The organism is Streptomyces sp. NBC_00328 (assembly GCF_036139655.1).
In the GTDB taxonomy this organism is placed as follows: Bacteria; Actinomycetota; Actinomycetes; order Streptomycetales; family Streptomycetaceae; genus Streptomyces.
Genome location: NZ_CP108013.1, coordinates 2,300,598 through 2,320,134, shown reverse-complemented (window position 1 = coordinate 2,320,134; position 19,537 = coordinate 2,300,598). Strand labels below are relative to the sequence as shown.

The 19,537-nt window shown below is 72.1% G+C and carries 17 protein-coding genes; 15 read left to right on the top strand and 2 right to left on the bottom strand.

Annotated elements, in window-relative coordinates; genetic code table 11:
* Positions 1 to 30 precede the first annotated feature (30 nt).
* The 8 genes from OG485_RS10080 (at position 31) to OG485_RS10045 (ending at position 8,935) form a co-directional block, all read left to right on the top strand.
* Positions 31 to 1,137, top strand: a complete 1,107-nt coding sequence (locus OG485_RS10080) for a quinone-dependent dihydroorotate dehydrogenase (RefSeq protein WP_328674298.1) — start codon at positions 31 to 33, stop codon at positions 1,135 to 1,137.
* Positions 1,134 to 1,976, top strand: coding sequence for an orotidine-5'-phosphate decarboxylase (gene pyrF / locus OG485_RS10075; RefSeq protein WP_328667009.1), 843 nt, complete (start codon positions 1,134 to 1,136; stop codon positions 1,974 to 1,976). Before OG485_RS10080 ends, pyrF begins: the two co-directional genes overlap by 4 nt.
* A 310-nt stretch (positions 1,977 to 2,286) precedes the next feature.
* Positions 2,287 to 2,610, top strand: a complete 324-nt coding sequence (locus OG485_RS10070; RefSeq protein WP_081223334.1) for an integration host factor — start codon at positions 2,287 to 2,289, stop codon at positions 2,608 to 2,610.
* A gap of 37 nt (positions 2,611 to 2,647) precedes the next feature.
* A complete protein-coding gene (gene gmk / locus OG485_RS10065; protein WP_328667005.1) occupies positions 2,648 to 3,241 on the top strand; it encodes a guanylate kinase in 594 nt (197 codons plus the stop codon).
* A 37-nt stretch (positions 3,242 to 3,278) separates the two neighbouring features.
* Positions 3,279 to 3,551, top strand: coding sequence for a DNA-directed RNA polymerase subunit omega (gene rpoZ, locus OG485_RS10060; protein WP_003982715.1), 273 nt, complete (start codon positions 3,279 to 3,281; stop codon positions 3,549 to 3,551).
* 91 nt (positions 3,552 to 3,642) lie between these two features.
* A complete protein-coding gene (gene coaBC / locus OG485_RS10055) occupies positions 3,643 to 4,845 on the top strand; it encodes a bifunctional phosphopantothenoylcysteine decarboxylase/phosphopantothenate--cysteine ligase CoaBC (protein ID WP_328666900.1) in 1,203 nt (400 codons plus the stop codon).
* A gap of 239 nt (positions 4,846 to 5,084) precedes the next feature.
* Complete coding sequence (gene metK / locus OG485_RS10050; protein ID WP_328454579.1) at positions 5,085 to 6,293, top strand: methionine adenosyltransferase; 1,209 nt, start codon at positions 5,085 to 5,087, stop codon at positions 6,291 to 6,293.
* Positions 6,294 to 6,778: 485 nt separating this feature from the next.
* The gene (locus OG485_RS10045; protein ID WP_328666897.1) at positions 6,779 to 8,935 is read left to right on the top strand and encodes a primosomal protein N'; all 2,157 of its coding nucleotides are present in this window, start codon (positions 6,779 to 6,781) and stop codon (positions 8,933 to 8,935) included.
* A gap of 279 nt (positions 8,936 to 9,214) precedes the next feature.
* On the opposite strand, the gene OG485_RS10040 is transcribed toward OG485_RS10045, so the two are convergent.
* The gene (locus OG485_RS10040; protein WP_328666896.1) at positions 9,215 to 9,757 is read right to left on the bottom strand and encodes a hypothetical protein; all 543 of its coding nucleotides are present in this window, start codon (positions 9,755 to 9,757) and stop codon (positions 9,215 to 9,217) included.
* A 549-nt stretch (positions 9,758 to 10,306) separates the two neighbouring features.
* Here OG485_RS10040 and fmt point away from each other — a divergent pair.
* Positions 10,307 to 11,239, top strand: a complete 933-nt coding sequence (fmt, locus tag OG485_RS10035; protein ID WP_328454585.1) for a methionyl-tRNA formyltransferase — start codon at positions 10,307 to 10,309, stop codon at positions 11,237 to 11,239.
* Between the two features lie 63 nt (positions 11,240 to 11,302).
* On the top strand, positions 11,303 to 12,736 hold the full coding sequence (locus OG485_RS10030) for an RsmB/NOP family class I SAM-dependent RNA methyltransferase (protein ID WP_328666892.1): 1,434 nt from the start codon (positions 11,303 to 11,305) through the stop codon (positions 12,734 to 12,736).
* Between the two features lie 66 nt (positions 12,737 to 12,802).
* Here the strand turns inward: OG485_RS10030 and OG485_RS10025 are convergent, their stop codons facing one another.
* The gene (locus OG485_RS10025; protein ID WP_328674297.1) at positions 12,803 to 15,037 is read right to left on the bottom strand and encodes an MMPL family transporter; all 2,235 of its coding nucleotides are present in this window, start codon (positions 15,035 to 15,037) and stop codon (positions 12,803 to 12,805) included.
* Positions 15,038 to 15,171: 134 nt separating this feature from the next.
* On the opposite strand from OG485_RS10025, the gene rpe reads away from it, so the two are divergent.
* From rpe to OG485_RS10000, 5 genes are all read left to right on the top strand, one after another.
* The gene (rpe, locus tag OG485_RS10020) at positions 15,172 to 15,858 is read left to right on the top strand and encodes a ribulose-phosphate 3-epimerase (protein ID WP_328666889.1); all 687 of its coding nucleotides are present in this window, start codon (positions 15,172 to 15,174) and stop codon (positions 15,856 to 15,858) included.
* Between the two features lie 78 nt (positions 15,859 to 15,936).
* Positions 15,937 to 16,980 carry a sugar-binding transcriptional regulator gene (locus OG485_RS10015; RefSeq protein ID WP_328666887.1) on the top strand — a complete coding sequence of 348 codons (1,044 nt, stop codon included), beginning with the start codon at positions 15,937 to 15,939 and terminating at the stop codon, positions 16,978 to 16,980.
* Between the two features lie 52 nt (positions 16,981 to 17,032).
* A complete protein-coding gene (locus OG485_RS10010; protein WP_328666885.1) occupies positions 17,033 to 17,479 on the top strand; it encodes a ribonuclease domain-containing protein in 447 nt (148 codons plus the stop codon).
* Positions 17,476 to 17,853 carry a barstar family protein gene (locus OG485_RS10005; RefSeq protein WP_328666883.1) on the top strand — a complete coding sequence of 126 codons (378 nt, stop codon included), beginning with the start codon at positions 17,476 to 17,478 and terminating at the stop codon, positions 17,851 to 17,853. Before OG485_RS10010 ends, OG485_RS10005 begins: the two co-directional genes overlap by 4 nt.
* Positions 17,854 to 17,960: 107 nt before the next feature.
* Positions 17,961 to 19,403 (top strand): GuaB1 family IMP dehydrogenase-related protein, encoded by a 1,443-nt coding sequence (locus tag OG485_RS10000; protein ID WP_328674296.1) that lies wholly within the window; start codon positions 17,961 to 17,963, stop codon positions 19,401 to 19,403.
* Positions 19,404 to 19,537: the final 134 nt, after the last annotated feature.

Sequence of the window (19,537 nt, the reverse complement as noted above, 5' to 3'; positions counted from 1 at the left end):
CCTTCACCGGGCACTTTCGAGGACATGATCATGTACAAGCTGTTCTTCAACCTCGTCTTCAAGCGGATGGACCCGGAGCAGGCCCACCACCTCGCCTTCCGCTGGATCCGGCTCGTCGCCCGCGTCCCCGTCCTGCGCACCTTCGTCGCCGCCGCGCTCGCGCCCCGCTACAAGGAGCTGCGCACCGAGGCGCTCGGCCTGCGTATGCACGGGCCCTTCGGCCTCGCGGCGGGCTTCGACAAGAACGCCGTGGCCATCGACGGGATGTCGATGCTCGGGTTCGACCACATCGAGATCGGCACGGTCACCGGGGAGCCGCAGCCGGGTAACCCCAAGAAGCGGCTGTTCCGCCTCGTGCCGGACCGCGCGCTGATCAACCGCATGGGATTCAACAATGAGGGTTCCGCGGCCGTCTCCGAGCGCCTGGCGGCCCGTACGCCCGTGTTCAGGACCGTCGTGGGCGTCAACATCGGCAAGACCAAGACCGTCCCCGAGGCGGAAGCCGTCGGCGACTACGTCAAGTCCGCCGAACGCCTCGCCCGGCACGCCGACTACCTCGTCGTGAACGTGTCCTCCCCGAACACCCCCGGCCTGCGCAACCTCCAGGCCACCGAGGCGCTGCGCCCGCTGCTCAGCGCCGTCCGAGAGGCCGCCGACCGTGCCGTCACCGACCGGCGCGTCCCGCTCCTCGTCAAGATCGCGCCCGACCTCGCCGACGAGGACGTCGACGCGGTCGCCGATCTCGCCGTCGAACTCGGCCTCGACGGGATCATCGCCACGAACACGACCATCGCGCGCGAGGGGCTCGGTCTGACCGCCGATCCCTCCCTGGTGAAGGAGACCGGCGGCCTCTCGGGCGCGCCGCTCAAGGCACGCTCCCTGGAGGTGCTGCGACGCCTCTACGCGCGCGTGGGCGACCGCATCACCCTGGTGGGCGTCGGCGGCATCGAGAGCGCCGAGGACGCCTGGCAGCGCATCCTGGCCGGCGCCACCCTGGTCCAGGGCTACAGCGCCTTCATCTACGAGGGCCCCTTCTGGGGCCGCGCCATCCACAAGGGTCTCGCCGCCCGCCTGCGGACGAGTCCGTACGCCACCCTCGCCGACGCGGTCGGCGCCGACGTGAGGAAGTCCGTATGAGCCTGGAACCCTTCGGCGCGCGCCTTCGCCGCGCCATGGACGAGCGCGGTCCCCTGTGCGTGGGCATCGACCCGCACGCGTCCCTGCTCGCCGACTGGGGGCTCGGCGACGACATCGCGGGCCTGGAGCGCTTCAGCCGTACGGTCGTCGAGGCGCTCGCCGAGCGGGTCGCCGTCCTCAAGCCGCAGAGCGCGTTCTTCGAGCGGTTCGGCTCGCGCGGGATCGCCGTCCTGGAGAAGTCGGTCGAACAGGCACGGGAGGCCGGTGCGCTGGTCGTGATGGACGCCAAACGCGGCGACATCGGCTCGACCATGGCCGCGTACGCCGAGACCTTCCTGCGCAAGGACGCGCCGCTCTTCTCGGACGCGCTGACCGTGTCGCCGTACCTCGGCTACGGCTCGCTGAAGCCCGCGGTGGAGCTGGCGCGCGAGAGCGGGGCCGGGCTCTTCGTCCTCGCGCTCACCTCCAACCCGGAGGGCGGCGAGGTGCAGCACGCCGTCCGCGCGGACGGACGCACCGTCGGAGCGACGATGCTCGGGCACCTGGCCGCCGAGAACGCGGACGAGAGTCCGCTCGGCTCCTTCGGAGCGGTCGTCGGCGCCACCCTGGGCGATCTCTCCTCCTACGACCTGGACATCAACGGCCCGCTCCTCGCGCCCGGCATCGGTGCCCAGGGAGCGACCGCGGCCGATCTGGCGGGGGTCTTCGGGTCCGCCGTGCGCAACGTCGTCCCGAACGTGAGCCGGGGTGTTCTGCGTCACGGTCCCGACGTGATGGCCCTGCGCGAGTCGGCCGAGGGGTTCGCGGAGGAGATCAGGGCGGCCGTGGCGGCGGCCTGAGACCTCCGACAGCCGTTCGAGAGTCCTCCGAGGAGTGCCTTCCGAGGGTCCCGAGTCTGAATACATTCTCAAATCCGGGGAGTTATGTCGGAAATGTCGGGCCCCAGGGAGGCTGACCAGGACTTTTCCTCTGTTCTCGCTGACTCCGGCGCACTTGCCCGCTAGTCTCCGTCGAGTGGGGGCAGCTCCCACCGCCACAAGGCAGTGGGAGGAGAGCGGGCGAGCGTGTTGCCCGTGGCTCCCAGGTGTGGGGCGACTAGGTTCCTCACCGGTCCGTATCCGACAGTTCGACATCCGAGGTGACGTAGGCGTGGCTCTTCCGCCCCTTACCCCTGAACAGCGCGCAGCCGCGCTCGAAAAGGCCGCCGCGGCTCGCCGGGAGCGGGCCGAGGTCAAGAATCGACTCAAGCACTCCGGCGCCTCTCTTCACGAGGTCATCAAGCAGGGCCAGGAGAACGACGTCGTCGGCAAGATGAAGGTCTCCGCTCTCCTGGAGTCCCTGCCGGGCGTGGGCAAGGTCCGCGCCAAGCAGATCATGGAGCGACTCGGGATCTCCGAGAGCCGCCGCGTTCGCGGTCTCGGCTCGAACCAGATCGCCTCTTTGGAGCGCGAGTTCGGCGGTTCCGGCGCCTGAGTCCTGGACACACCAGGATTGCTGGAATAATCGCTGCATGGCTGTAACACCCCGGGGGACGTCCCCCGTACCCCCGGACGCACGTCCGCGGCTGACCGTGCTCTCCGGCCCCTCCGGGGTCGGCAAGAGCACGGTCGTCGCTCATATGCGCAAGGCGCACCCCGAGCTCTGGCTCTCGGTGTCGGCGACGACCCGCAAGCCGCGCCCCGGCGAGAAGCACGGAGTCCACTACTTCTTCGTCTCCGACGACGAGATGGACAAGCTGATCGCCAACGGCGAGCTCCTGGAGTGGGCCGAATTCGCCGGCAACCGCTACGGCACCCCGCGTGCCGCGGTGATGGAGCACCTGGAGTCGGGCAAGCCGGTCCTCCTGGAGATCGACCTCCAGGGAGCGCGGCAGGTCCGCGAGTCCATGCGGGAAGCGCTGCTCGTGTTCCTGGCCCCGCCCTCCTGGGAGGAGCTGGTGCGCAGGCTCACCGGGCGCGGCACCGAACCGCCCGAGGTGATCGAGCGCCGGCTGGACGCGGCCAAGATCGAACTGGCCGCCGAGCCGGAGTTCGATGTCACCCTGGTCAACACCTCCGTCGAGGACGTGGCGCGTGAGCTGCTAGCCTTGGTGGCAGTTGTTTGATCTTTCAGGTCAATTTCCACCTTTCGGAAGGCAGAGCGTGTCCTCTTCCATCACTGCTCCCGAGGGCATCATCAACCCTCCGATCGACGAGCTTCTCGAGGCCACCGACTCGAAGTACAGCCTGGTGATCTACGCGGCCAAGCGTGCCCGCCAGATCAACGCGTACTACTCGCAGCTCGGCGAGGGCCTCCTCGAGTACGTCGGTCCGCTCGTCGACACCCACGTCCACGAGAAGCCGCTGTCGATCGCCCTGCGCGAGATCAACGCGGGACTGCTGACCTCCGAGGCCGTCGAGGGCCCCGCTCAGTAGTCGTTCACTTGCTCATCCCAGGCCCGGCGGCGCGACTGTCGGGCCTGTGGTGTGTCATGGAGTCGTAGATTTCCGAGCCCGGGGAGAAACGGTGGACAAGCCGAAGGTCGTTCTGGGGGTCAGCGGTGGCATCGCCGCGTACAAGGCCTGTGAGCTGCTGCGACGACTGACGGAGTCGGGACACGACGTACGCGTCGTGCCCACCGCCTCCGCGCTGAACTTCGTCGGCGCCGCCACCTGGTCCGCCCTCTCGGGCCACCCTGTGTCCACCGAGGTCTGGTCGGACGTCCACGAGGTCCCGCACGTCCGCATCGGACAGCACGCCGACCTCGTGGTGGTCGCCCCCGCGACGGCCGACATGCTCGCCAGGGCCGCCCACGGGCTGGCCGACGACCTCCTGACCAACACGCTGCTCACCGCCCGCTGTCCGGTCGTCTTCGCGCCCGCCATGCACACCGAGATGTGGGAGCACCCGGCGACGCAGGAGAACGTGGCGACGCTGCGGCGGCGCGGCGCCGTCGTCATCGAGCCCGCCGTGGGGCGTCTGACCGGCGTCGACACCGGCAAGGGGCGGCTGCCCGACCCGGGAGAGATCTTCGAGGTCTGCCGCCGTGTCCTCGCCCGCGGGGTCACCGAGCCGGATCTCGCCGGACGGCACGTCGTCGTCAGCGCCGGCGGCACCCGCGAGCCCCTCGACCCGGTCCGCTTCCTCGGCAACCGCTCCTCCGGCAAGCAGGGGTACGCGCTCGCCCGCACCGCGGCCGCGCGCGGCGCCAGGGTCACCCTGATCGCCGCGAACACGGGGCTGGCGGACCCGGCCGGGGTCGACGTGGTCCAGGTCGGCACCGCCGTGCAGATGCGCGAAGCCGTGCTGAAGGCGGCCCCGGACGCCGACGCGGTGGTGATGGCGGCCGCGGTGGCCGACTTCCGCCCCCAGGCGTACGCGTCCGGGAAGATCAAGAAGAAGGACGGCAAGGAACCGGAGCCGATCGTTCTGGTCCGTAATCCGGACATCCTCGCGGAGATCTCCGCGGACCGCGCGCGCCCCGGCCAGGTCGTGGTGGGATTCGCCGCCGAGACCGACGACGTCCTGTCCAACGGACGGACCAAACTGGAGCGCAAGGGTTGCGATCTCCTGGTGGTGAACGAGGTGGGGGAGCGCAAGACCTTCGGTTCCGAGGAGAACGAGGCCGTGGTGCTCGGAGCCGACGGAAGTGAGACCGCGGTGCCCCACGGACCCAAGGAAGCGCTGGCCGAGACGGTGTGGGACCTGGTGGCACGCCGACTCGTGTGAAAAGCTCATCCATCACACCCGTCACCACAAAGCCCGCAAAATCGGGCGTGGCGACCCTGGCGGAGAGCCCCGACGATGGCGCAGAATGCCCGTGCCGCAGGTCACAGGCCTTCCGAGAGGCGAGACAGGGGTCCCGCGGCCGAGTGCGACCGATAAACTGTTCTCGGACGACGCCGGGCGCAGCCCCCGACCCGTCCACCCATGATCAGCCAGCAGCCGCTGCAACCACAGGGAGCGTTGTGTCCCGTCGCCTGTTCACCTCGGAGTCCGTGACCGAGGGTCACCCCGACAAGATCGCTGACCAGATCAGCGACACCATTCTCGATGCCCTTCTGCGCGAGGACCCGACATCCCGGGTCGCCGTGGAGACGCTCATCACCACCGGCCTGGTGCACGTGGCCGGAGAGGTCACGACCAAGGCGTACGCGCCGATCGCCCAGCTCGTCCGCGACAAGATCCTGGAGATCGGCTACGACTCCTCGAAGAAGGGCTTCGACGGAGCGTCCTGTGGCGTTTCGGTGTCGATCGGTTCCCAGTCCCCGGACATCGCGCAGGGTGTCGACACGGCGTACGAGTCCCGTGTCGAGGGCGACGAGGACGAGCTGGACAGGCAGGGCGCCGGCGACCAGGGCCTGATGTTCGGGTACGCGACGGACGAGACCCCGAACCTGATGCCGCTCCCGATCCACCTCGCGCACCGGCTCGCGCGCAGGCTGTCCGACGTCCGCAAGAACGGGACCATCCCGTACCTGCGTCCCGACGGCAAGACCCAGGTCACCATCGAGTACGACGGCGACAAGGCGGTCCGTCTGGACACCGTCGTCGTGTCCTCGCAGCACGCCTCGGACATCGACCTGGACTCCCTGCTCGCTCCCGACATTCGCGAGTTCGTGGTGGAGCCGGAGCTGAAGGCCCTCCTCGACGACGGCATCAAGCTGGAGACCGAGGGCTACCGCCTGCTGGTGAACCCGACCGGCCGCTTCGAGATCGGCGGCCCGATGGGCGACGCCGGCCTCACCGGCCGCAAGATCATCATCGACACGTACGGCGGCATGGCCCGCCACGGCGGCGGCGCCTTCTCCGGCAAGGACCCGTCCAAGGTCGACCGCTCCGCCGCCTACGCGATGCGCTGGGTCGCGAAGAACGTCGTCGCCGCGGGCCTCGCCTCGCGCTGCGAGGTCCAGGTCGCCTACGCGATCGGCAAGGCCGAGCCGGTCGGTCTGTTCGTCGAGACCTTCGGCACTGCCAAGGTCGACGCGGAGAAGATCGAGACCGCCATCACGGACGTCTTCGACCTCCGTCCGGCGGCCATCATCCGCGACCTCGACCTGCTCCGCCCGATCTACTCCCAGACCGCCGCCTACGGCCACTTCGGCCGTGAGCTGCCCGACTTCACGTGGGAGCGGACGGACCGGGTGGACGCGCTGCGCAAGGCCGCGGGCCTGTAGTCCGCGAACGCTTCGCCACAGCCGTGAGGCCCGGTACCCCGAGGGGTGCCGGGCCTCACGGCTGCCCGGAAGAGCCGTGGCTGGGAAAGGCGGTGGCCGTGCCGGGCCGTCCGCGGAGCAGCGGTGGCCGGTCCGGGCCGACCGCGGAAAAGCGGTGGCCCGTCCGGGCCTGAGTTCGTACGCTGATGATCTTCCGGTGCGATGGCCGCGGTTACTTCGGTGGAGTACGCCCACGGCGTGCGGTGAATCTGGATCACGTTCCGCTGCCGCCCTGATCTCGGGAGAACCGGTGTCGTCCGGCCCGGTGCGACGGCCGCGGATACTTCCGGGGCGATGGCCCCTCACAGGTTCGAATCCTGCTGCCGGTCCCCGACCGGTATGGCCGAGCGGTCCATGGCAAAAGCGCCTTCAAGGCGTTCGCGATCCGCGTCCGGCCCGATCTCGGGCGGGCGGCGCTGTCAGTGCGGTCTGGTAGGAATACTGCTGTGAGCAGCGCGAACGAGCGATCCGAGGACAGCGCGGGCGGCGCGGACGGCGCACCGCCCGAGCAGCTTGCGCTGATCCGGGAAGCCGTGCGGCAGGCCAAGGCACCGAAGGCGAAGCCGCGGACCTGGCGGGGTGCCCCGCTGGCGAAGGAACTGCCCGTCGCGCGGGTGCTCGTCGACAAGGGTGTACTGCACCTCGACCGGTACTTCGACTACGCCGTGCCCGAGGACCTCGACGCCGCCGCGCAGCCGGGCGTGCGGGTGCGGGTCCGCTTCGGCGCGGGCGGGCGCACGGTGCGCGAGGGGCGGCGCGAGGGCGGCGGTCTCATCGACGGATATCTCGTCGAGCGGGTCGCCGAGTCCGACTACTCCGGGCCGCTGGCCGCCCTCGCCCAGGTCGTCTCGCCCGAACCCGTCCTCGGACCCGAACTGCTGGGGCTGGCCCGCGCCGTCGCCGACCGGTACGCGGGTTCGCTGGCCGACGTGCTGCAACTGGCCGTGCCGCCCCGGCACGCCCGTGCCGAGGCGAGGGAGTCGCCGGCGCCCCCGCCGCCGCCCGCCGCACCCGACCCCGGGACCTGGCGGCGCTACGGGCGGGGTGCCGACTTCCTCGCCTCGCTCGCCTCCGGCGGTGCCCCGCGCGCGGTGTGGACCGCGCTGCCCGGTCCCGAGTGGGCCGAGGAGATCGCCCGCGCGGTGCAGGCGACGCTCGCCTCCGGGCGCGGCGCGCTCGTCGTCGTCCCGGCGGGCCGGCCCGCGGCCCGCGTCGACACGGCCCTCAAGTCCCTGCTGGGCGAGGGGCATCACGCCGTGCTGACCGCCGACGCCGGACCGGAGCGGCGCTACCGGGACTGGCTCGCCGTACGGCGCGGGTCGGTCCGGGCCGTGGTCGGCACCCGGGCCGCCATGTTCGCGCCGGTGCGGGACCTGGGCCTGGTCGTCGTCTGGGACGACGGCGACGACGGACACAGCGACGACAACGCTCCCTTCCCGCATGTCCGGGAAGTCCTGGAGCTGCGCGCCTCGCGCGACAAGTGCGGCTTCCTGCTGGGGAGTTGGACGTGCACGGTGGAGGCGGCACAACTGGTCGAGAGTGGCTGGGCGCTGCCGCTGGCCGCCGACCGGGACCAGGTGCGTGCCGCCGCACCGCTGGTGCGGACCGTCTCGGACGGCGATCTCGCCCGCGACGAGGCCGCACGGGCCGCCCGGCTGCCGACGCTCGCCTGGCAGACCGTCAGGGAGGGGCTGAAACACGGGCCCGTGCTGGTCCAGGTGCCCCGGCGGGGATATGCGCCCCGGATGGCCTGTGCGCGGTGCCGGGAGCCCGCGCGGTGCCGGCACTGCGCGGGGCCGTTGGAGGCGCAGGACGCCCAGGCGCTGCGCTGCGGGTGGTGCGGGCGGGACGAGACGGCCTGGCACTGCCAGGAGTGCGGCGGGTTCCGGCTGCGGGCGCAGGTCGTCGGTGCCCGGCGGACCGCCGAGGAGTTGGGGCGGGCGTTCCCGGCCGTGCCGGTGCGCACGTCCGGGCGGGAGCAGGTGCTGGACACGGTGTCCGCGGCACCCGCCCTGGTGGTCAGCACGCCGGGGGCCGAACCGGTCGCCGAGGGCGGGTACGCGGCGGCCCTGCTGCTCGACGGCTGGGCCATGCTCGGACGGCCCGATCTGCGGGCCGGCGAGGACGCGTTGCGCCGGTGGACGGCGGCTGCCGCGCTGGTCCGTCCGCAGGGAGCGGGCGGCACGGTCGCGGTCGTGGCCGAACCGACCCTGCGGCCCGTGCAGGCGCTCGTGCGATGGGATCCGGTCGGCCACGCGGTGCGTGAACTCGCCGAGCGGGCCGAGCTGGGATTTCCGCCCGTCTCCCGGATGGCGGCGGTGTCCGGGGCACCGGAGGCGCTCGCCGGGTTCCTCGCGGCTGCCGAACTGCCCGGCGACGCCGAGGTGTTGGGGCCGGTGCCGCTGTCGGCCGGTGAGGCGGGGCGGCCGGGGCGGCCCGGTGGACCGCCTCCCGGGGAGCCCGGGGAACGGGTGCTCATCCGCGTGCCCCCGGGCAGTGGCGCCGCTCTGGCGGCGGCGCTGAAGAGCGCGCAGGCGGCGCGCATGGCCCGCGGGGGCGGTGACCCCGTACGCATCCGGATCGATCCGCCCGACATCGGGTGAGGCCGGGTGGGATCGGGTGAGACCTGCTGATATCCGGTGGGGTCGCGCCGAGCACGGGTCGCGGACGGTGTGCCGCACAGGTGCCCGCTGCGGACCGTGTGGGTGACCGGGGGCGGGTGACCGGGCGGCCCGATGCCAGGGGGCATGCCTCCGCACGTCGGCAGGGGGTGCAGGCCGGGCCGGGGGCTGGAGGGGGAGGCGGACTCGGGCACGGGCGTGCGCAGGGGACTGCCCCCCGGGCCTGGCGCCGGGAGGCAGCTGTCGTCTCGGGGAGTCGGGTCAGCCGTTGCGCGGGCCCGGGAAGGCCGTGGACCTGGCCTCGTCGCGGAGCGTCGGGCTGCCGGCCGTCGGCTGGGTCGGCATGGAGCGGGCGCCGGGGACGGTCGGCACCGACGGCAGAGCGGCGTTGACGGCGACCGTACGCGTGTCGGCGGTCTCCGTGGCGCGCTCCGCCTCGGCGGCGGCCTGGGCGGCGGCTCGGCGGGCACCGTAACGCCGGTGCACCGCCTGCTTGGTGACCCCGAGGGCCGATCCCACCGCGTCCCACGAGAAGCCGAGGGAGCGGTCGAAGTCCACGGCGGCGGTGACCAGGGTCTCGACGCTGTCCCGCAGTTCCTGGGCGAGACGGACGGTCGGGGCGGGGGCGCGTCCGTAGACGACGAAGCCCGTGGAGGGGCCGGCGCGGCGTGGGCGGTAGACGTTGCCCAACTGGGCGGTGAGCGTGCGCAGTGCGTCCACCTGCCGACGGACCCGCTCGATGTCCCGCACCAGCAAGTGCAGGCTGGCCCGAGCCTGGGCGTCGTGGGTTGCATGGTCGGCCATGAACAAGCCTCTCGAACCGTCGTTGAAAGGGATCGGGCCGCTGGTCTGCGGTCCGCTGTGGTCAACTCTTTCTTGACCAACGCGTGGACGGGTGAGTGGTCACGGGTGCAAGGGCGCAAGAGCATATGAACGGGGCGTGTCCCGAGCTGTACGCCCCCCGTCGTGCGATCGACGCGCCCCGTGCGCCTATGGGCGGACCCCTTTGCCTGTGCCGACGGCCGGTCCGCACCACCCGGGCCCGTGCGCGGACGGCGCGGACAGCACGTACCGCCGGAGCCCGGCTGCGGCGGGCCGACGCGCAGCCGCCCGGCCAAGTGCCTCCCGCGTACGCCGCCCACAGCCCGTTCCCTTACGCCGCCCACAGCCCGTTCCCGTGCCCCGCCCGCGCGGCCGTACCGCCCGTGCGGGCCCGGGGACATGACCCTGTGGAGAACGCCCGGGCCCTCGGGCCCCGCGCGGCATAGACTGGTGCGCTGCCCCGTGCATGGCCTGAACCGGTACGCGCGCGGGGGATGGAAGTACTCCCGCCCGAGAGGCCAACCACCACCCATGAAGCTCGTCTTCGCAGGTACCCCCGAGGTCGCCGTTCCCGCCCTGGACGCCCTGATCGCCTCCGGGCGGCACGAGGTGGCCGCCGTCGTGACCCGGCCGGACGCGCCGGCCGGACGGGGGCGACGGCTCGTCGCGAGTCCGGTCGCCGAGCGGGCGGAGCAGGCCGGGATCGAGGTGCTCAAGCCCGCGAAGCCCCGGGACGAGGAATTCCTGGCCCGGCTGCGGGAGATCGGCCCGGACTGCTGTCCTGTCGTCGCGTACGGGGCGCTGCTGCCCCGGGTCGCCCTCGACATCCCCGCCCAGGGCTGGGTCAACCTGCACTTCTCGCTGCTGCCCGCCTGGCGCGGCGCGGCTCCCGTGCAGCACGCGATCATGGCCGGGGACGAGATCACCGGCGCCTCCACCTTCCTGATCGAGGAGGGCCTCGACTCGGGGCCGGTGTACGGGACCGTCACCGAGGAGATCCGGCCCACCGACACCAGCGGGGACCTGCTCACACGGCTCGCCTTCGCCGGGTCGGGACTGCTCGCCGCGACGATGGACGGGATCGAGGACGGCACGCTCAAGGCCGTGCCGCAGCCCGCCGACGGCATCAGCACCGCGCCGAAGATCACCGTGGAGAGCGCTCACGTCGACTGGGCGGCCCCGGCGCTGCGCGTCGACCGCGTGGTGCGCGGGTGCACGCCCGCGCCCGGCTCCTGGACCGTCTTCCGCGACGAGCGTCTCAAGCTCATCCAGGTCGCGATGGTGCCCGACCGCACGGACCTCGCCCCGGGCGAGCTGTCGGTCGCCAAGAACAATGTGTACGTGGGCACCGGTTCCTTCGCCGTGGAGCTGCTCTGGGTGCAGGCCCAGGGCAAGAAGCCGATGCGCGCGGCGGACTGGGCCCGCGGGGTGCGGATTCCGTCCGGGGAGCGGCTCGGAGTCTGACGCCGGACCTGCGGCGTACGCTGATAAGCGCATCTTTTTTCCTGGATCCGGAGCACCTTTTTCGTGAGTGAGCAGCCCCGTCGGCCGCAGAAGCCCGGCAAGCCCTACCGCCGCCCCCAGAAGGACCCGGTCCGCATGCTCGCCTTCGAGGCGCTGCGGGCCGTGGACGAGCGGGACGCGTACGCGAACCTCGTCCTGCCTCCGCTGCTGCGCAAGGCGAGGCAGAAGGAGGACTTCGACGCACGGGACGCCGCGCTCGCCACCGAGCTGGTGTACGGCACGCTGCGCCGCCAGGGGACGTACGACGCCGTCATCTCGGCCTGTGTCGACCGCCCGCTGCGGGAGGTCGACCCGCCGGTCCTCGATGTGCTCAGCCTCGGGGTCCATCAGCTGCTCGGCACCCGCATCCCCACGCACGCGGCCGTCTCCGCCTCGGTCGAGCTGGCCCGGGTGGTGCTCGGCGACGGGCGGGCCAAGTTCGTGAACGCCGTGCTGCGCAAGGTCGCGCGGCAGGACCTCGACGCCTGGCTGGAACAGGTCGCGCCGCCCTACGACGAGGACGCCGAGGACCACCTCGCCGTCGTGCACTCGCACCCGCGCTGGGTCGTCTCCGCGCTCTGGGACTCCCTCGGCGGCGGCCGGGCCGGCATCGAGGACCTGCTGGAGGCCGACAACGAGCGGCCCGAGGTGACCCTGGTCGCCCGGCCCGGACGCTCCACCGCCGGGGAACTCCTCGACGCCCTCGACGAGGACTCGGCGCTTCCCGGGCGCTGGTCCCCGTACGCCGTGCGGCTCACCGAGGGCGGTGAGCCGGGCGCCATCGACGCCGTACGGGAGGGCCGTGCGGGTGTCCAGGACGAGGGCAGCCAGCTGGTGGCGATCGCCCTGGCGAACGCGCCGCTCGACGGCCCCGACCGGGCCTGGCTGGACGGGTGCGCCGGGCCCGGCGGCAAGGCCGCGATGCTGGCCGGCCTCGCCGCCCAGCGGGGAGCGACGCTGCTCGCCTCCGAGAAGCAGCCGCACCGCGCGGGGCTCGTCGCCAAGGCACTCGCCGGGAATCCCGGCCCCTACCAGGTCATCGCCGCCGACGGCACCCGCCCGCCGTGGCGGCCCGGCACCTTCGACCGGGTGCTCATGGACGTGCCCTGCACGGGCCTGGGCGCGCTCCGCCGCCGTCCCGAGGCCCGCTGGCGGCGTCGCCCCGAGGACCTCGACGGCTTCGGGCCGCTCCAGCGCGGACTGCTGCGCACGGCGCTCGCATCGGTGCGGGTCGGCGGTGTCGTCGGCTACGCGACCTGCTCGCCGCACCTCGCCGAGACCCGCGCGGTGGTCGACGACGTCCTCAAGCACTTCGAGGACGGCTCCGCCGAACTGCTCGACGCCCGCCCGCTGCTGCCCGGCGTGCCCGCGCTCGGGGACCGGCCGGACATCCAGCTGTGGCCGCACCTGCACGGGACGGACGCGATGTACCTGGCCCTGATCCGCCGAACCGCCTGACCCGACGCTCCCAGGTCCGTCGTCCGGGTCGCTCCGGGCCATCGGCCCGCGTTCCGGTGCGTCCCGTCAGTCGGGCGGCCGGACGGGTCTCGTGGAGTCGTCCGGGTCCCCGGTGTCCTGGGGTCCCGCGGGCCCCGGGGACGCCGCGAGCTCCCCGGACTGCTCCGGGGCCGGGGTGTCCGGGTGCCGGGAGCCGCCGTCCTCGTGGGCGAGCCGGTTCGGCCACCACACCTTCGGGCCGACATCGAGGAAGAGCGAGGTGACCAGCACCGAGCGCACCACGAAGGTGTCCAGGAGCACGCCGAGGGCGACCGCGAAGCCGATCTCCGCGAACCCGACGATCGGCAGGGTGCCCAGTGCCGCGAACGTGCCCGCGAGAACCAGGCCGGCCGAGGTGATCACCGCCCCGGTGGTGGCGAGGCCCGTCACCACCCCCTGCCGGGTGCCGTGGCGGCCGGCCTCCTCGCGGATACGGGTGGTCAGGAAGATGTTGTAGTCGATGCCGAGCGCCACCAGGAACACGAAGACGAACAGCGGGAACGCCACGTCCTCGCCCGCGTAGTCGAAGACGTGCCGGAACGCCAGCGCGCTCACACCGAGGGCGGTGGCCAGCGACAGCACCACGGTCCCGATCAGCAGGAGCGGAGCGACCAGCGCGCGCAGCAGGACGCTCAGGACCAGCAGGACCACCACCAGGACGAGCGGGATGACCAGGTAGTTGTCGTGCGTCTGGGCGTTCTCCATGTCCAGCAGGGCCGCCGAGCCGCCGCCCACCTTCGCGTCGGCCCCGGGTACGGCGTGCACCGCGTCGCGCACCCGCTCCACGGTGTCCTTCGCCGCCGCGCTGTCGGCCGGGGCGCGGGTGGTCGCCTCGAACAGCACCTTTCCGTCGTGCACCGGCGCGGTGCCGGGGGGCACACCGATGCTCGCCGGCACCACGCCCGGATCCGCCGCCACGGCCTCGCCGACCTGTCTGCCCTGCGCCGTGTTGGACACGATGACCAGGGGATCCCCGTCGCCCGCGGGGAAGTAGCGCGCCGACACCTCCTGGCCGACGATCGAGTCCGGTTTCCCGGTGAACTGGTCGGCGTTGGGGATGCCCGCGGCCCGCAGCTGGATCAGGCCGAGGGACAGCAGCCCGAGCGCCAGCGCCGTGGCCACCCAGAACGTCCGGGGGCGGCGGGCGATCCGCCGGCCCATGTGCGCCCAGACGCCGCTCCTGGTCGGATCGGCCGAGCCGAGGTGCGGGACGGCCGGCCAGAAGATCCAGCGTCCGAAGACCAGCAGCAGGGCGGGGAAGAGCGTGAGCATGGCGAGCAGGGCAACGGCCACGCCGATCGCCGCGACCGGGCCGAGGCCCCGCGTCGAGTTCATCTCGGCGACCAGGAGCACCAGCATGCTCAGCACGACCGTGGCGCCCGACGCGAGGACGGCGGGCCCCGCCCGGTTCATGGCGAGTGTCATCGCCTCGTGCCGGTCCTCGTGACGGCGCAGTTCCTCGCGGTAGCGGGCGACCAGCAGCAGCGCGTAGTCGGTCCCCGCGCCGAACACGAGCACGGTGAGAATGCCCGCGCTCTGGCCGTTGACGGTCAGACCGGCGTGTTTCGCCAGCAGATAGATCAGCGCCTGCGCCGTGAACAGGGCGACGACCACGCCGAGCAGGGGGACGAACAGCAGGATCGGGCTGCGGAAGGTGATCAGCAGCATCACGATGACGACGGTCATCGCGGCGAAGAGCAGCGTCGAGTCGATGCCCTCGAAGGCCTTGGAGGAGTCGGCGGCCGTACCCCCGGGCCCGGTGATGTGCACCGAGAGCCCGCCGCCGCCCTTGCCGACCTGGTCACGGATGGAGTCGACGGCGGGGGCGATCCGCTGCCAGCCCGCCGCGTCCATGGTGATGGGGACGTAGATCTGCGCCGCGCGCGGGTCCGGCTGCCGGTCGAAGACCGGTCCCCGGGTCTCCGCGCCGCGGATGCCGTGTTCCCGCAGCGTCTTCACCTGCTGGACGTCCTCGGCGATCTGCCGCCGGTCCTGCACCGTCAGACCGTCCGGGCGCGCGTAGACGACGACCGCGGGTATCTGCTCGGGCCTGAACCCGTTGGAGATGTCGAGGACCTGGGTGGACTCGGCCGAGCCGGGCAGCCAGGACTGGGCGTCGTTGTCCTGGGCGTCGCTCAGCTTCGCTCCGAGCGGTGCCACGAAGAGCAGGATCAGCAGCCACAGGGCCAGGACCAGCCACTTGGACCGCCGGCCGCACACGACTCCGATGGTGCCGCGCTTCCAGACGTCGAGCCGCTTCATGCCCACCCCCGAGACCGGACGGAGCGCCGCTGGGCCGTCCAGCATGGCACGGCGGACCCTCGTACGGTGTCCGCGGGACGATCCAGGTCCGGACCGGGGCGGGCAACGGGCCCGGGGCATGGCAGTCTTGGGGCATGGCCGCGCAGATCAACCCCAGCATCCTGTCCGCCGACTTCGCCCGTCTTGCCGAGGAGGCAAAGGCGGTGGAAGGCGCGGACTGGCTCCATGTCGACGTCATGGACAACCATTTCGTACCGAACCTCACCCTCGGGGTACCGGTCGTAGAGTCTTTGGCCCGTGCGACGGACACTCCGCTGGACTGCCATCTGATGATCGAGGACGCCGATCGGTGGGCGCCCCAGTACGTGGAAGCCGGTGCCGGCTCCGTCACCTTCCATGTGGAGGCCGCCGCCGCGCCCGTCCGGCTCGCCCGCGAGATCCGGGCCAAGGGAGCCCGTGCCTCGATGGCGCTCAAGCCCGCGACCCCCATCGAGCCGTACGAGGATCTGCTGCCCGAGCTCGACATGCTGCTCATCATGACGGTCGAGCCCGGATTCGGGGGCCAGGCTTTTCTTGACATCATGCTCCCCAAGATCCGCCGTACGCGCGAGTTGATCAGCAAGCACGGCCTGGAACTGTGGCTCCAGGTCGACGGTGGCGTGTCGGCCTCGACCATCGAGCGGTGCGCGGAGGCGGGAGCCGATGTGTTCGTCGCCGGTTCGGCGGTGTACGGGGCCGCGGACCCCGCTCAGGCGGTACGTGCACTGCGCACCCAGGCCGAGGAGGCGACGGCCCGTGCGTCATGGGCGTGCGGCCACTGAGCCAAGGGAACGTGAACGCCGCCCATCAGGGCGGATCAAGTGCGCCGGATCTGCAAGGATGAACGGCGAATCCAGAGTGTGAACAGAAGTGAGGAGATCGCCGTGTCGGGTATGTCGGCGGGCCGGTCAGCCATGCGGATGGGACCCGCTGAGCTGGTCCAGGCGGCGGCCATGGCCCGCCGCTTCTACCTCGAGGGCAAATCCAAGATCCAGATCGCCGAGGAGTTCGGCGTCAGCCGCTTCAAGGTGGCCCGGGTCCTGGAGACCGCTCTCGAACGGGATCTCGTGAGGATCGAGATCCGCGTCCCCGCCGAGCTGGACGCGGAGCGCTCGGACGCGCTGCGCGCCCGCTACGGCCTGCGGCACGCCGTGGTCGTCGAGTCCCCGGCGGAGGCCGAGGAGTCGCCCGACCCGGAGAACCTCGGTGAGGTGGCCGCCGACCTGCTCGGCGAGCTCGTCAACGAGGGCGATGTGCTCGGCCTCGCCTGGGGCCGCTCCACCATCCACATGGCGGCGGCCCTGGACCGGCTGCCGCCCTGCACCGTGGTGCAGCTGACGGGGGTGTACGACGCCGGGACCGCCGAACGCGGCTCCGTCGAGGCGGTACGGCGTGCCGCGCAGGTGTCGGGCGGCGACGCCCACCCCATCTACGCGCCGATGCTCCTGCCCGACGCGGCCACCGCGGCGGCGCTGCGCAACCAGACGGGGATCGCCCGCGCCTTCGAGTACTTCGACAAGGTGACGGTGGCCTGCGTCTCCATCGGCTCCTGGGAGCCCGGCATCTCCACGGTGCACGACATGCTCAGCGACGAGGAGCGCGCGCACTACGCGTCGCTCGGTGTCGCCGCCGAGATGTCCGCGCACCTCTTCGACGCCGAGGGCCGTCGGGTCGGGCGTGACCTGGGCGAGCGCTGCATCACGGTCGAGGCCGACCGGCTGCGCCGTATCCCCGAGGTCGTCGCCATAGCGGGTGGGCACCGCAAGGCGGCCGCCATCGACGCGGTACTGCGGTCCGGGCTCGTCACCAGCCTGGTCACGGACACCGCGGCCGCGGACGCGCTGATGACGGCGGGCCCGCCGCCGCGTCCGGCGCTGAACCGGGCGGACCCGGACGGGGTCTGAGGACAGCACACAGCGCGCGCCGCGAGGGGACGGCCGTGGCAGCATCTACGACATGCCGCTGCGGCCGTCCCCTCGCGCGTTCACGGGCCGTCTGTTCGCCGGCCTGCTGGTCTGTCTGACGGTCCTGCTGGCGGGCTGCTCGCCGACGGGCACGGCCGGTCCGCGAGACCCGGCGGCCACCGTCGCGAGCCGTCCCACGGCGGTCCCGTCCTGGGCCGGCGGCCTGCCGGCCGTTTCCGCGGCCGCGCTCCCCGCCGAGGCGCGGGAGACCCTCGCCCTCATCGACCGGGGCGGCCCCTTCCCGTACGCCAAGGACGGCGCCGTCTTCGGCAACTTCGAGCGGGAGCTGCCGGGGCACGCCAGGGGCTACTACCACGAGTACACGGTGCGGACCCCGGGCGAGCGCGACCGCGGGGCCCGGCGCATCGTCACGGGGCGGGGCGGGGAGATCTTCTACACCGACGATCACTACAACTCCTTCAAGGCGGTGCTGAGATGACGCACGGTCCGCTCGCGGCGGTATGCCGTTCGGCCGGGTGGCAGGTCACCGAACTCGACCTCACCGGGGTCCTCGACAAGGGCGCCTTCATGGCGCGCTGCGTCCGCGACCTCGGCCTGCCGGAGTGGTTCGGGCGGAACTGGGACGCGCTCGGCGACGTCCTGGGCGACCCCGACTGGGGCCCGGCCAGTCCGGGCAGACTGATCGTGGTGACCGGCTGGCGCCCCTACGCGAGAGCACGGCCCGACGAGTGGGAGACCGTGCAGGGGGTGCTGGCGGCGGCCTCCGGTCACTACGAGGCCTCCGACGCGGCGCTCGCGGTCGTCCTCTCCCTTGGAGGATCCGACCAGCTGCCCCCTGACCAGCCTGGATGATCCGCCCGGGGACCGCATACCGGCTGTCATGGGACAATGAGGTACGTGCTCTTCCCCCTGGCTGACCTGTCCGGGGGCCACCTCTGATCGACTGGGATGTGCAGCACGTGCGTTTCCTCAACGACATCCAGCCCCCGTACGACCTGACGTACGACGACGTCTTCATGGTGCCCAGCCGCTCCGCCGTGGGCTCGCGTCAGGGAGTGGACCTCACCTCTCCCGACGGCACCGGCACCACCATCCCGCTCGTCGTCGCCAACATGACGGCGATCGCCGGCCGCCGGATGGCCGAGACCGTCGCCCGCCGCGGTGGCCTTGTCGTCATTCCGCAGGACATCCCGATCGAGGTCATCACCGAGGTCGTCTCCTGGGTCAAGGGACGCCACCTGGTGCTCGACACCCCGATCGTCCTCGCGCCCCACCAGACCGTCGCCGACGCGCTGGCGCTGCTGCCCAAGCGCGCGCACAACGCGGGCGTCGTCGTCGACGACGAGGGCCGCCCCGTCGGTGTGGTCACCGACACCGACCTCACCGGCGTGGACCGCTTCAGCCAGCTGTCCGAGGTCATGTCCAAGGACCTGCTGCTCCTCGACGCGGACATCGAGCCGCGCGAGGCGTTCAACCGTCTCGACAACGCCAACCGCCGCTACGCCCCCGCCGTGGACGCGGACGGCAAGCTGGCCGGCATCCTCACCCGCAAGGGCGCTCTGCGCGCCACGCTGTACTCGCCGGCCACCGACGCGAACGGCAGGCTGCGCATCGCCGCCGCCGTCGGTATCAACGGCGATGTGGAGGGCAAGGCCAAGCAGCTGCTCGACGCGGGCGTCGACACGCTCGTCATCGACACGGCGCACGGCCACCAGGAGTCGATGCTCAGCGCCGTCAGGACGGTGCGCGCGCTGGATCCGCAGGTGCCGATCGTCGCGGGCAACATCGTCGCCGCCGAGGGCGTCAAGGACCTCATCGACGCGGGTGCCGACATCATCAAGGTCGGTGTGGGCCCGGGTGCCATGTGCACCACCCGCATGATGACCGGCGTCGGCCGGCCGCAGTTCTCCGCGGTCCTGGAGTGCGCGGCCGAGGCGAAGAAGTACGGCAAGCACGTGTGGGCCGACGGCGGTGTCCGTCACCCCCGTGACGTCGCGATGGCGCTGGCCGCCGGTGCGTCCAACGTCATGATCGGCTCGTGGTTCGCCGGCACGTACGAGTCCCCGGGCGACCTTCACCAGGACGCCGGCGGACGCCTGTACAAGGAGTCGTTCGGCATGGCGTCCGCGCGGGCCGTCAAGAACCGCACCAGCGAGGAGTCCGCGTACGACCGGGCCCGCAAGGCGCTGTTCGAGGAGGGCATCTCCACCTCGCGGATGTTCCTCGACCCGTCCCGTCCGGGCGTCGAGGACCTGATCGACTCGATCATCGCGGGCGTCCGTTCCTCCTGCACCTACGCGGGCGCCAACTCCCTGGAGGAGTTCGCCGAGAACGCGATCGTCGGCATCCAGAGCGCGGCCGGCTACGCCGAGGGCCAGCCGCTGCACGCCAGCTGGAGCTGATCCGCCGCAGTTCCCGTACGGCCCCTGTTCCCCTGCCGGGAGCGGGGGCCGCACGCGTGGGAGAGCTCCCACGCGCGGGCCGGAAGTCGCCTCGCGCAACCATCGAAAAGGCCCGCGCAACGAACGTACGCCGG